Source organism: Streptosporangium subroseum (assembly GCF_900188345.1).
Classification (GTDB): domain Bacteria; phylum Actinomycetota; class Actinomycetes; order Streptosporangiales; family Streptosporangiaceae; genus Streptosporangium; species Streptosporangium subroseum.
The window spans coordinates 123,647-135,327 of record NZ_FZOD01000009.1; the positions used below are offsets into that span (position 1 = coordinate 123,647).

The following is an 11,681-nucleotide window of genomic DNA, read 5'->3' on the forward strand; positions in this document are numbered from 1 at the left end:
GGAAGCTATCGGCACTGTGGTAGTAGGTACCTAGAGGAAAGTATTGGAAAGAAGGGCTTATTGTGACTAACGACACAATTCCGGCGGCTCGTATCGACGTCGCCCCGGAGGAGGCGTGCCCGATCACCCCGGTGGTCGGCATCGTCTTCAGCCGCTGGACCACTCCTATCCTCTGGGTGCTCAATGAATACGGGCGGCATCGGTTCGTGGAGCTGGAACGCCGTATCGCCACCATCACACCCAAGGTGCTGACCGAACGGCTACGGCAACTGGAACGTGACGGGCTTGTCGTGCGTACCTACCACCCCGAGGTTCCGCCGCGGGTGGAGTACGAGATCAGCGAACTGGGACGTAGCCTGGCGCCACTGTTCGCATCACTCGCCGGGTGGTCGATCAACCTGGGCAAGGTCGAGCAGGCCCGGCTGGACTACGACGCCAGGGAACCGGTCCGCGGCCGTCGAACCTGATCCGACGGGTTCACCGGAGACAGCTTGCCGCAGTTGCCGCCGCCCTGGCGGATCACGATGTAGACGGCGAACAGCACCGCGTTGGCGAAGGCGAACACCAGCCCCAGCGGTTCTCCGGCCAGCCGGATGCCGGTCAGCACGTAGACACCGCCGACGGCTGCCAGGAGTGCGGCGAGGTTGCGTGCCGTGCGGGCGCCGACCGCGGCCTACGGCCCGGCTCCGATGGCGCGGGGCTGGGCGTCACCGACCGGATCTCCCATCTGGCCCACGCGCTCATGGCCGCGGCGATGGCCGTCATGATGGGATGAGCGGAGAGATGATGACGTGTACCGCGCAGTGGCGGACGGACCCGCCCGCCACCAGACCGGACGAGGAGTTCGCCCGGCTGAGCGAGCCGTACCGGCGGGAGTTGCTGGCGTACTGCTACCGGATGCTCGGCTCGATTTACGACGCCGAGGACCTGGTCCAGGAGATCTACCTGCAGGCGTGGCGCGGCTACGGCGGTTTCGAGGAGCGTTCCTCGCTGCGTACCTGGCTGTACCGGATCGCGACCCGGGCGTGCCTGAAGGCGCTGGCGGGCAAGGGCCGCCAGCCGATGCCACCGGTTGAACAAGCGTTCGTCAAAAATGCCCGATGATCTGTATTCCACCCCTATGACGTTTGACCTGGAGGATATTGATGACCGCTGACGTGACGGATTTGAAGGCCCACGCCGAAAGGCTTCGCGAGCTGCACGGCGGAGAGATGCTCGTGCTGCCCAACGCGTGGGACGCGGCCAGTGCGACGATCGTGGCCGAAGCGGGGTTTCCCGTGGTCGCCACCGCCAGCGCGGCCATCTCGGCGATGCTCGGTTATCCCGACGGTGAGGGTGCGCCGTGGCAGGAAATGTTCGCCGCCGCCGGGCGGGTCGCCCGGGCGGTGTCGGTCCCGGTCACGGTGGATGCCGAGGCGGGATACGGCATGCAGCCGCGTGAACTGGTGGACCGGTTGCTGGACATCGGCGCGGTCGGCTGCAACCTGGAGGACACCGACCATCGGGCGGGCGGCCTGGTCGAGGCCGGTGCGCACGCCCGATGGCTCGCGGACGTCCGCTCCGCCGCAGACGATGCCGGAGTTCCGATCGTCATCAACGCCCGCGTCGACGCCTTCCTACCTGCCGGCGGGATACCTGAAGCGGATCGGATGGCAGAGGCGACACGACGGGGCCGGCTCTACCTGGACGCCGGCGCCGACTGCGTCTACCCGATCGGCGTGCGCCACAAGCGCGACATCGCCACCCTCGTCACCGAACTGCCCGGCCCGGTCAACGGCAACACCGGTGAACATCTGGACCTGGCCACGCTCCGGGAACTGGGCGTGGCGCGAGTGTCCTATGGACCCCGCTTCTACCGCGCAGCCATGGCCGACCTGAAAGCCACCGTTCAGGAGTTGCTGGCCTGACGACGCGATATCGAGCGCGTATCCGCGCCGCCGGTTACGAGCGAGGCGCTGACGGCTTATCGCGGCTGGAGCCGATCGAGCCGTCGCCACTGATCGTCGCTCAGCCGCAGGCTCGCCGCGGCGACGTTCTCTTCCAGGTGGCCGAGCGTGCCGGTGCCTGGAATCGGCAGCACGACCGGCGAACGGTCGAGCAGCCACGCGAGCGAGACCTGCGCCGCGGTGGCGCCGAGTTCGGCCGCCACTGCGGCTATCTCGGCCGTCGCCTCCGATACCGCGGGGTAGACGGGCCGCCAGGGCAGGAAGGCGATCCCCGCCGCGGCACAGGCGTCGAGCACGGCCTCGTGCTCGCGATCGAGCATGCTGTAGCGGTTCTGCACGCTCACGACGTCGATGATCTGCCGCGCCTCATCGAGCTCGGCGACGGTGATCTCGGACAGTCCGAGGTGGCCGATCTTGCCTGCGATCTGGAGCTCGCGCAGCGTCCCCAGCTGGTCGGCGAGCGGCACCTTCGGATCGATGCGATGCAGTTGGAGCAGCTCGAGCCGTTCGACCCGAAGTCGGCGCAGGCCCTGCTCGACCTGATCCCGCAGGAAGTCCGGCCGGCCGCAGATCTCCGCGTCGTGCGGGGGGTTCGGCGGCGCGACCCCGACCTTTGTCGCGATGAGGAGGTCGTCCGGATAGGGATACAGAGCCTCGGCGAGAAGTTCCTCGTTGGCCCCCCACCCGTACAGGTGCGCGGTGTCGATCAGTGTGACGCCCAGGTCGACGGCACGTCGGGCCACCGCGATGGAGGTTTCCCGAGCCGGTCCGGGTTCGGTCGGCAGGCGCATGGCCCCGAACCCGAGCCGCCGTACGCTGCGTTCGCCCCCGATGCGGAACGTGCTCGATGTCATGTGTCGGTTTCGCCCCTCGCTCGAAGTCGGTCACGATAACAGCTTTTCGCCCAAAGATCGTTACTTGATTTCCCGGTCCTGCTCTGGCGTGAAGTCGGGGAGGGCGTAGCTCATCTCCTGTCGGGCCCGGGTGAGGTGCGCGGTGGCGCGGGGGTCACCGTCACTCCGGCAGATCGGCCAAGGTACGCGCCCACCGCTGGAACCCGGACTCCCGCGCTGTATCGGCGTAACGGGCGAACTGAACGCGGCACTGTGTTCGCCGGATGCCGCCGATCAGCTTCGGAGGGTGCGAGAAGGGCATGTCCGGGGTGGTCGGCTGCCAGAGCGCGGGCAGACCGGCAGCCCCGTCGCCGGGTGATTCAAGGCCGTAGTAGATCTCCGAGACGCCGAGCGCCATCGCCGCACCAAGGCACATGAGGCAGGGCTCAAGGTTGATGGCCAGTTGCAGCGGCGCGGAACGAGGCGCCCAGCCGAGTCGTCGATCCGCCTCCTCCATCGCCAAGAGATCCGCGTGCGCGATACGCCGCCCTTGGCCCCTCTCCTGCGTGTGGGAGCGGCCGACGATGACGTCTTCCATGACGACCACGGCGCCGATCGGCAGCTCACCCGCGATCAACCCTTCTTCGGCGACATCGATGGCAAGACCGACCAGCTCATCAGGCGTCATACACCGATTCTAAAAGTTCACCGATGCCGTGACCGGAAATGTTCGCCGGGTCGGGGGCGCGCTGCGTGGCTTCACCAGTCGAGAGTGACAGGCCACTCGTGCCGCGCTCCTTGGAGCAAGTCTTTCAGCAGCACGGCCAGCCCGGGCGGAAAGACCCGCTCCGTGGTCGCGTCGAGCTCGGTCGCGGTCCACCATCGGTGCCCGAAGCCATCATCTCCGGATCCGGAAACCTCCGCCGTTGAGACTCGGGCGAAGAAGTACGTGTGCACGGTGTAGTAGCGGCTTCCCTGTAGGGACCACCCTCCCTCGTTGACGGCCACCGGTTCGCCCAGGTCTTGGCGTGTGATGATGAAACCGGTCTCTTCGTAAACCTCTCGACAGGCCGCTTCCACCGCTGATTCGCCTGGTTCGATCCCGCCGCCGGGTAGGTGCCATGCGAGCTCGCGGGGCCAGGGGTCTGGCGGGATGAAGCGAAACATCAGCGCGCGGTCGGCGGGGTCGACGAGGATTACGCGTCCCGTGGGGCGGCTCGTGATCATTTGTTTGAGGGTACCTGCCGACCCGGCGAAGGTTTCCGTCACGGCGCTAGGTTCACCGGGTGGGCGCTGCCGGATACCGGTGGCGGCGACGGTAGGGTGCCGCATGGTCGATGATCAATTTTCGGTTTCCGTGACATCTCCGTGGCTGGTGGGCCCGGCTCCGACGACATCGCTGACGCGAACGCGACTGGAAGAGCGGATTCTCAATCTCCTGTCGTCGCAGAACATGTGCGTGCTGGCGACCGCCGGCCCGGGTGGCCCGCTGGCTACGCCGGTCCGCTACTACCACCGTGACCTGACGTTGTTCTTCACGTCCCAGGCCGGGACGCCGAAGCTGCGCAACATCCGGCAAGAGCCGCGTGTCTCGATCGGCGTATTCGCGCCACTGGTCGGTCAAGCCAGCTCGCGGGGCGCTCAACTGTTCGGGATGGCCGAGGTACTGCTACCCGGTTCCCCAGGCTTTGACGAGGGAATGGCCGTTTACCGCTGGCAGTCGGATGCGGCTGAGCGAGGAAAGTCGGTGCTGGAGGTGCCACGAAACCCTCTCGTGCGGGTGGTCGCCGACCGAATCGTCTACACCGAGCACTGGCTGCGCCGGGAAGGTTTCGCGCCGCGCCAGCATTGGTCGCGCATCAGTGCCGACGACGATGAGACGGAGCCCTCACGCGGCTGAAAGGGCGGGTCGTCCGTCCCAGCGGATGCTTCCTCGCCGAGGCGGCTTGGCCTCGATCGGATCTGTGCGTGCCTATGGATATCGTCCACGAGACCTACGCCACCACGGCGGAAGAGGCGGGTGGATCGAACCACGCCTCGGAGGCGCCTGGATGTCTGAGTCGATGCGTCGGATTTGCTGATCCGTTTCAGTCTCAGCGAGCTAAGACAGAGAGCGCCGATCTATCCATGATCTCGGTGTAATCATATGAAGATCTTTTTTTCTTGGGCCTGACCAGGTCTCCGATGTGAACGGCGGGGGAACGCTGCTGTCATGGAGCTGTTTCCCGCGATACCACTGGCCGAGTGGCAGGACACCAAGGCCACACTGCACCGGTTCTCCCAGGTGGTAGGAAAGATCCGGCTCGCCGTGGGGGTCCGGCGTAACCACTGGTGGAACGTGCCGTTCCATCTCACCGGGCGTGGTCTCACCACCCGTCCCATGGGACAGACGGACAGCAACCTGATCTTCGCGATCGACTTCGACTTCGTCGGTCACCAACTGATCGTCACCACGGTGGACGGCCAGGCGGTGTCGTTTCCGCTCCACGGTCAGTCGGTGGCGTCCTTCTACCGGGGTGTCCTGTGGGCGTTGGGAGCCCTGGGCGTGCGGGTGAACATGGACATACCCCGGCCGTACGACCTGCCCGACTCCGGACGGCCGTTCGCCGAGGACACCGAGCACGCCGCCTACGATCCCGCCATGGTCACCCGCTACTGGCAGGTCCTCAGCCAGGTGAACCTGGTGCTGGAGGAGTTCGCGGCCGGCTATTCGGGCAAGGTCAGCCCGGTGCACCACTTCTGGCACACCTTCGACATCGCCTGCACCCGATTCTCCGAGCGCCGGGTCGACCAGCCGCCCGCGGTCGACCCTGTGACCAGGGAGGCCTACTCCCGGGAGGTGATCAGCTCTGGATTCTGGTTCGGCGACGACGCCTTCGGTGAGCCGGCCTTCTACTCCTACACCGCTCCCGAGCCCGAAGGGCTGGACAGCGAGCCCCTGTCTCCGGAGGCCGCGCAGTGGATCGCACAACGAGGCAGCCATCTGGCCGTGCTCCGCTACGACGACGCCCGGTTCGAGCCCGACCCGCGCGCCGCCGTACTCGCCTTCTACGAAAGCGCCTACCAGGCCGGAGCCCGGCACGCCGGCTGGGACATCGCCGGACTGGCCTGCCCCGGCGGGATCACCGATCCGCAGCTGAGCGTCAGGCCCTGACGGCCTCATCCCGGCTCACGCTCCTGTCAGGCCCTGACGGTCTCGGCCCGGCTCGCGGCTCGTGCCGGGAGCTCGATCCCGTCTACGGCCCGGTGTTCCCGTACGGACGTCATCGGGCCGCCTCGACCGCCCCGGCTGCCAGCGCCAGCGCGATCCGCTGTGCCGGACAGCTCCGCGATCCCGCCCCGAACGTCAGATGCTGCGGCTCGCGCCCCGGCCGGAAGCGGTCCGGATCGGCGAACACCTCCGGATCCCGGTTGGCCGCCGCCACGTCGAGGACCACGGCCTTCCCCTCCCCGGCTGCCGTACGGCGCAGCACTCGGACCGGAGGGTCGAAGCGCAGCGTCTCGACCAGCAACTCCTCCACCGTGCACGGCACCGGCTCGGCGGCCAGCGCGCCGCGGACCAACCCGGCCGTCGCGCCGTACGCCTGGGCGAGCAGCCCCGCCAGTACGGCCAGGCGCTCCGGATCCGGATCGCCCAGCAGGTGCGAGAGCCGTACCAGGCCCTCGTCGGCCGCCTCGGCGTCCACCTCGCCCGGCCCGGGCAGGTAGGCCAGGGCGATCATCGCGACGGCCTCCACGGCCCGCGCCCCGTCTTCGGCCCGGACCCCCAGCGCGACGGCCAGCACCCGCACCGGAACCAGCTCTGCGGACTCGGGGTCCTCCGACGCGAGCCGGAACGCCTCGGCGCGCAGCGCGTCCGGATCCAGCCGGGCCAGCACGGCCACGCCCGCGGCCCGGCGCTTGTCGTGCACGGCACCCTCGGCGAAGCGGCCCACCGCGCCGCGCAGCCACGCCACGGTCAGCGCGAACGGCGGGTGGGGCACGGGATCGACGGTGAACAGGGGGTCGGACAGTACCGCGCGCACCTCGGCGTGGCGGCTCACGACCGGTGAATCGGAAGTCATGACCAGAACGCTAGAGGCCGGACACTTCGGCGCCGGCCGAAGCGTTCCCGCGCCTCAGCGGGCTCTCCCGGACGACGAGGTGGTGGCTCACTCTCCTGAGGCAGTGGGCTCTCCCAGATGACGAGATGGCGGCCCGTCCTCTTGAGACGGCGGGCTCTCCTGGACGGCGAGGCGACGGCTCACCCTCCTGAGGCATGAGCCGCTGCCGTCTCCTCCTCGCGGGGCGTTGTACGCTCGGCCGTCACCTGCCGGAACGTCAGTCGGCACTCACTAGGTGTTCGGGATTGGGCTGGCGGACAGGCGTGAAGAGCGCGATGATCGCGATGATCAGGCAGGCGGCGCCGGCGAACAGGCAGACAACGGTGACGCCGTAGCGCCCCGCCCCCCAGGTGAGCACGGCGGCGCCCACCGGGCCCAGGGAGAAGTGGATGGTCCAGAACGCCGAGGTGACGCGGCCGAGCAGGTGGTCAGGGGTCACCTGCTGGCGCAGCGACATCGAGCAGATCCCGCCCACGCTGACACAGGCGAGGTAGACGGCCATCAGGGCGGCGATCACCGGGATGTCGCCGGAGACGCCGATCCCGGTTATGGCGAGCCCGCCCACCGCGATGCCGCCGATCCACGCGGTGCCGAACCCCAGCTTCCGGCGGATGGGCGCCACGAGCAGGGAGCCGGCGATCGTGCCCACCGCGGCGACCGCCAGGACCATGCCGACCATGCCGTCGGACTGGCCGAGGTCGTGCTTGAGGTAGTAGATCAGGACATCGGTCAGACCGAGGGTGAAGAAGATGAAGAAGGACAGCAGGATGGTCAGGGTGCGCAGCACCGGGTGCCGCCAGAGAAATCGGGCGCCGGCCAGCAGTTCCTGCCAGGGCTTCTGGCGCGGCGGCGCGGACGCCGAGGCGGTGGCCTGCCCGCCGAACCGGACGAAGTAGATGCACGCCGCCGACAGTGCGAAGCTCACCGCGTTGATGGCGATCGCCGCCGTCGGGCCGAACTGCCCCGAGACCACGCCGGCCAGCAACGGGCCGCCGATCCCGGCCATCGCGGAGGTCGCGTAGAGGCGGCCGTTGGCGGCGGTGATGCGATCGTCGTCGACGAGGTTGCGCACCGCGGTCACGTAGGTGACCTGGAAGACCATCCCGACGGCCTCACTGATCGGCAGCACCACGTACAGCAGCCAGATCTGCGGGCCGAACGCCCAGGCCAGCGGAATGAGCCCGTACAGCACCATCCGGGCGAGGTCGCAGCAGATCAGCAGGGTCCGCCGGTCGAGGCGGTCCACCAGGATCCCGGCGAAGATCCCGGCGAAGACCGACGCGGCACCGGCCACACCGGTCAGCAGACCCATCTGGGTGACCGACCCGGTCACGTGCAGCACCAGTAGGGGAATGGCGATGTACGCGAAAGAGTCGCCGGTGACGGAAAGGATCTGGGCGACCCAGAAGACGTTGAAGTTGCGGTCTCGCCGTAGCGGAGACGCGGCCCCGTGCTCCGATTTCCCTGTCTGTGTCACCGGCCGACTATCGCCTATCCCGGGCGAGATTCATATTCGTTTTTAACGGCCGCGGCGGTCGCCCCACATGGTCGGCCCATCCGCGCACGGGTCACTCTATTTTCATCCGCACCGCCGCTCTCACCGGCCGCAGCGGTGCGTCCGCCCGGGGGTTTTCCGTCCGGGGCTCCCCATCCCTCCTCGGAACGAGACGCGGTAACGTCGTCTGTATCGGACTCAGCCACCGGGGGGAGCCGCTATGTCAAGCGATCCCGATCACGTGCTCGACGCCATCGATGGAGTCGTCGATGAATGGCTCGCCATGAGTGACGACTCCATGCGCTGGGCACCACCTGAAAAGACCCCGCCGAAGGCGCGGCTCACACTGCCGACACCGCCCATGCCTCACGTTTTCGAGGAACTGCTGCAGGAAGTCGGCGCGCAGGCGCATACGGCGATGGAGGCGTTCCGCCCCCTGGGGGAGGGGGTGGTCGGCGTTTTCACGGCGTTCTTCGACAGTGCCCCGGTGCGGCACCTGATCGAACTGGCCAACCCGCCTGAGCGGCACGAGTCCTTCGACGAGGCCGAGTTCGGTGAATTTCAGCCCGAACCGTTCGGTGAGTCTCAGCCCGAGCCGCCGTCTGCGGAGCCGCCGTCTATAGAGCCGCCGTCCGCAGAATCGCCGTCTGCGGAATCCCCGTCTACGGAGTCGCCGCCCGCGGAGCCGCCGGAACGGTGACCGCGGGATATCCGGCGGCGGGATGGGCCAGCTGGGCCAGGCGACGGTAGGAGTCGAGCCGCTCGTCCTGGTCGAAGGTGTTCATGGTGATCAGCACCTCCTCGGCGCCGCTGCGCTCGACCAGGGACCCCAGCGCGGCCTCGACCTCGTCCTCGGTGCCGTGGACCTGCCCCTTCCAGGCCTCCTCGAAGAGAGCGCGTTCCCTGGCGGTCATGGTCGAGGAGAGGATCTCTCCGGCCGGGGCCAGCGGCGGGAAGGAACCGCGGGTGCGGGAGTGGACGATCGACCAGGCCTCGGGCATCTGCAGCCGACCGGCCAGCTCGGTGGTCTCGGCGACCGCCACCGCGGCCGAGACGATGACGTACGGCCGAGGCGACCAGGCCGAAGGCCGGAAGTGCGCGCGGTAACGGTCGATCGCCTGGAGCATTCGCTCCTCGCCGCCCACCGCCGCGATCACCAGCGGTAGCCCGTGCTCGGCGGCCACGTCCGCCCCGGCGCCCGTGGCCAGCACGTAGGCGGGCACCCGAAGCCCCTCGGCAGGGAAGGCGTGCACGCCCGGATACACCCTCTGGTCGCCGGTGAAGTAGCCGAGTAGTTCGTCCAGCTGGGCGCCGAATTCCTCCGCGTCGCGCCTGTCGTGGCCGAGCGCGCGCCGTATGCCACCGGTGAAGCCGACCGACCGGCCCAGGCCCATGTCGATACGGCCTGGATAGAGCGATTCGAGGACTCCGAACTGCTCGGCGACGACCAGCGGCTGATGATTGGGGAGCATCACCCCGCCGGTGCCGACCCTGATGCGCGAGGTCGCCGCGGCGACGGCGGCGGCCAGCACCGTCGGCGCCGAGCCCGCCACTCCCGGCACGCCGTGGTGCTCCGACACCCAGAACCGGTGATAGCCGAGAGACTCGGCCTCCCGCGCGAACCGTACGGTGTCGCGTAGCGCCTGGCTGTGATCTTGACCCTGGCGGATGAGGGAGCGGTCCAGGACCGACAGCCGCGTCGCCTGCAGTGCTGCGTTCACCCTCACATCAACACGCGTGCTCGCCGGGGATTCCCGCGGCGGCCGGGCGTGGATCCGTTACGGCTCGGCGCGCCGGGCGGTGGCGGTCGCCGGATCGATCACAGGTCGCGTGCCGGAGATCGGCGGGTCGCGTGTCGGAACGCGCGGGTCCTTGCCTTTCCCGCGGCCACGGCACCAAGATCGGTAGCGGCTCTCCATGACGGGACGGGCACCGTGCGGGTAATGCGTGGTGGGTCGTCCGGCCGGACAGCGGTCATGTTCCCCGGCGATGACGGCGGTCTTTCACCGCATTTTTCCCTCTTTGGAACCCGGTGTTGGTAACGGATCGATAATGACGCACTGTCAGTAGCCCCATGCGGTGCGTGACTTTCGTCAGGCTGGGGGAGATCAGACGTGATACGGGAGGCGAGATGCACAGTGAGCATGATCGAACCCACGGCCACGGTCTGAGGGTGAGACAGCGTGGCCGCATGCCGTACACCGAGTCACGAGATCTGCCGTCGCCCGCGCCGGTCGAGCCACTGGTCGAACCGGTCGAGCCGCTGGTCAGGCCGATTGAGCCGCCGATCATGCCGGTTCCGCCGGTCATGCCGGTCGAGCCGCTGGTCAGGGCGTGTCCGTTTGGCGAACCGCCATGGTCCGAGACCGCCGGCGAGACGGGCGGCGTCTCCGATCCGTCCACTCGCCGATCATGGGTGGATATCGAGAGCCGTCCGTTCTCCATGCCTCCGCCACCGGGTCGCTGGGACCGGCCGTGGTCACAGATCTCACGTGACCAGCTCCTGAGGCCCGCGCTGATCGTCGGATTCCTCGCCGCCGCCGGCGCGGGCATCTGGTTGTCCGGCTGGTCCCCGTCGCCCGATCCGCCCATGGTCGAGGCGGTGCCCGGACCTACCGCCCGGCGCTCCCTCGCCGGTCACGACCTGACGGTCCCGCCCACCTCCGGGGCCACGCCTAATGCCCCGTCCCTTTCGCGGGCTCCGGCCCCGCCGGCACCCGCGTCGGGCGCGAAGGCCTCTGCCGAGCATGAGCGGGAGAGGAGAACCGCGCGCGGACGGAAGTCCGCGGCGTCGCTCCCGGCGCGGACGTCCCGTCCCCTCGTCGGCTCGGACCGGGGAGCGCACGGTGGAAATCAGGGGGATCGGGGGGAGAGGCGCTGGGAGATGCGCCGGGCCCCGAAAATCACCGGGAGACCCAGGGCCGTCGAGAGCGCCAGGCCCGCGCGGGCGGAGGAAGCCAGATCCGCGCCCGCGGCGAATGCCAGGAGTGCCCCGGCCGCGAACCCCAGATCCGCGCCGGCTGCCAGAGCCAGGAGCGCGCCGGCCGCGAACGCCAGAAGCGCGCCGCCCGCGAGTGTCAGGAGCGCGCCGCCCGCGAACGCCAGAAGCGCCCCGGCCGCGAACGCCACGAACACCGGGAACGCGCCGGCGGCGAAGGCCAGAACCGCCCCGGCCGAGAAGGCCGGACCGAGATCGGCGCAGGCGCCCGCGGCGCCGAGGACCAGGAACCCGGCACCCGGGGGCGCGAAGGAGAGCAGGGTAGGTGGCGGCGGCGGGGTCAGTGCGGCCTATGCCTGCCAGCAT

The 11,681-nt window shown here is 68.9% G+C and carries 13 protein-coding genes and 1 pseudogene; 6 read left to right on the forward strand and 8 right to left on the reverse strand.

The annotated features are described in order from the left end of the window. The first annotated feature begins 62 nt into the window (after nucleotides 1-62). Entirely contained in the window at nucleotides 63-467 is a 405-nt protein-coding gene (locus tag CHC08_RS12105; protein WP_245878274.1) for a winged helix-turn-helix transcriptional regulator, read from the forward strand. Here the strand turns inward: CHC08_RS12105 and CHC08_RS50645 are convergent. Continuing rightward, nucleotides 428-607: a hypothetical protein gene (locus tag CHC08_RS50645; protein WP_218825268.1), complete on the reverse strand. Its 180-nt coding sequence runs from the start codon at nucleotides 605-607 to the stop codon at nucleotides 428-430. The genes CHC08_RS12105 and CHC08_RS50645 overlap by 40 nt on opposite strands. A 179-nt stretch (nucleotides 608-786) precedes the next feature. Between CHC08_RS50645 and CHC08_RS12115 the strand changes: the two are divergent. Both CHC08_RS12115 and CHC08_RS12120 read left to right on the forward strand, forming a co-directional pair. Continuing rightward, nucleotides 787-1,068 (forward strand): annotated as a pseudogene (locus CHC08_RS12115) (sigma-70 family RNA polymerase sigma factor); the annotation flags it as partial. Between the two features lie 77 nt (nucleotides 1,069-1,145). Further along, nucleotides 1,146-1,907, forward strand: a complete 762-nt coding sequence (locus CHC08_RS12120) for an isocitrate lyase/PEP mutase family protein (protein ID WP_089207329.1) — start codon at nucleotides 1,146-1,148, stop codon at nucleotides 1,905-1,907. Nucleotides 1,908-1,963: 56 nt separating this feature from the next. On the opposite strand, the gene CHC08_RS12125 is transcribed toward CHC08_RS12120, so the two are convergent. The 3 genes from CHC08_RS12125 to CHC08_RS12135 all read right to left on the reverse strand — a co-directional run bounded on the left by CHC08_RS12125 (nucleotide 1,964) and on the right by CHC08_RS12135 (nucleotide 4,048). After that, nucleotides 1,964-2,800 carry an aldo/keto reductase gene (locus CHC08_RS12125; RefSeq protein ID WP_089207330.1) on the reverse strand — a complete coding sequence of 279 codons (837 nt, stop codon included), beginning with the start codon at nucleotides 2,798-2,800 and terminating at the stop codon, nucleotides 1,964-1,966. 160 nt (nucleotides 2,801-2,960) lie between these two features. Continuing rightward, the gene (locus CHC08_RS12130; protein ID WP_089207331.1) at nucleotides 2,961-3,467 is read right to left on the reverse strand and encodes a nucleoside deaminase; all 507 of its coding nucleotides are present in this window, start codon (nucleotides 3,465-3,467) and stop codon (nucleotides 2,961-2,963) included. 71 nt (nucleotides 3,468-3,538) lie between these two features. Further along, nucleotides 3,539-4,048 (reverse strand): NUDIX hydrolase, encoded by a 510-nt coding sequence (locus CHC08_RS12135; RefSeq protein ID WP_179281997.1) that lies wholly within the window; start codon nucleotides 4,046-4,048, stop codon nucleotides 3,539-3,541. Nucleotides 4,049-4,109: 61 nt separating this feature from the next. Here CHC08_RS12135 and CHC08_RS12140 point away from each other — a divergent pair, with 61 nt between their 5' ends. Both CHC08_RS12140 and CHC08_RS12145 read left to right on the forward strand, forming a co-directional pair. Continuing rightward, entirely contained in the window at nucleotides 4,110-4,679 is a 570-nt protein-coding gene (locus CHC08_RS12140) for a pyridoxamine 5'-phosphate oxidase family protein (protein ID WP_089207333.1), read from the forward strand. A 312-nt stretch (nucleotides 4,680-4,991) separates the two neighbouring features. Beyond that, complete coding sequence (locus CHC08_RS12145; RefSeq protein WP_089207334.1) at nucleotides 4,992-5,933, forward strand: DUF5996 family protein; 942 nt, start codon at nucleotides 4,992-4,994, stop codon at nucleotides 5,931-5,933. A gap of 109 nt (nucleotides 5,934-6,042) precedes the next feature. Here the strand turns inward: CHC08_RS12145 and CHC08_RS50650 are convergent, their stop codons facing one another. Beyond that, nucleotides 6,043-6,843, reverse strand: coding sequence for a cytochrome P450 (locus tag CHC08_RS50650; RefSeq protein ID WP_218825269.1), 801 nt, complete (start codon nucleotides 6,841-6,843; stop codon nucleotides 6,043-6,045). Nucleotides 6,844-7,099: 256 nt separating this feature from the next. Next, a complete protein-coding gene (locus CHC08_RS12155; RefSeq protein WP_218825270.1) occupies nucleotides 7,100-8,359 on the reverse strand; it encodes an MFS transporter in 1,260 nt (419 codons plus the stop codon). 238 nt (nucleotides 8,360-8,597) lie between these two features. Between CHC08_RS12155 and CHC08_RS12160 the strand changes: the two genes are divergently transcribed. Beyond that, complete coding sequence (locus CHC08_RS12160) at nucleotides 8,598-9,077, forward strand: hypothetical protein (RefSeq protein WP_089207337.1); 480 nt, start codon at nucleotides 8,598-8,600, stop codon at nucleotides 9,075-9,077. Here CHC08_RS12160 and CHC08_RS12165 read toward each other — a convergent pair. Continuing rightward, the gene (locus CHC08_RS12165; RefSeq protein WP_089207338.1) at nucleotides 9,040-10,098 is read right to left on the reverse strand and encodes an MsnO8 family LLM class oxidoreductase; all 1,059 of its coding nucleotides are present in this window, start codon (nucleotides 10,096-10,098) and stop codon (nucleotides 9,040-9,042) included. The genes CHC08_RS12160 and CHC08_RS12165 overlap by 38 nt on opposite strands. A gap of 1,132 nt (nucleotides 10,099-11,230) precedes the next feature. Next, nucleotides 11,231-11,512, reverse strand: coding sequence for a hypothetical protein (locus CHC08_RS12170; protein WP_089207339.1), 282 nt, complete (start codon nucleotides 11,510-11,512; stop codon nucleotides 11,231-11,233). Nucleotides 11,513-11,681: the final 169 nt, after the last annotated feature.

Excerpts from the sequence above, each read along its gene's own strand:
- CHC08_RS12120 (WP_089207329.1), top strand. The coding sequence starts at position 1,146 with ATGACCGCTGACGTGACGGATTTGAAGGCCCACGCCGAAAGGCTTCGC.
- CHC08_RS12125 (WP_089207330.1), bottom strand. The coding sequence starts at position 2,800 with ATGACATCGAGCACGTTCCGCATCGGGGGCGAACGCAGCGTACGGCGG.
- CHC08_RS12130 (WP_089207331.1), bottom strand. The coding sequence starts at position 3,467 with ATGACGCCTGATGAGCTGGTCGGTCTTGCCATCGATGTCGCCGAAGAA.
- CHC08_RS12140 (WP_089207333.1), top strand. The coding sequence starts at position 4,110 with ATGGTCGATGATCAATTTTCGGTTTCCGTGACATCTCCGTGGCTGGTG.
- CHC08_RS12145 (WP_089207334.1), top strand. The coding sequence starts at position 4,992 with ATGGAGCTGTTTCCCGCGATACCACTGGCCGAGTGGCAGGACACCAAG.
- CHC08_RS50650 (WP_218825269.1), bottom strand. The coding sequence starts at position 6,843 with ATGACTTCCGATTCACCGGTCGTGAGCCGCCACGCCGAGGTGCGCGCG.
- CHC08_RS12160 (WP_089207337.1), top strand. The coding sequence starts at position 8,598 with ATGTCAAGCGATCCCGATCACGTGCTCGACGCCATCGATGGAGTCGTC.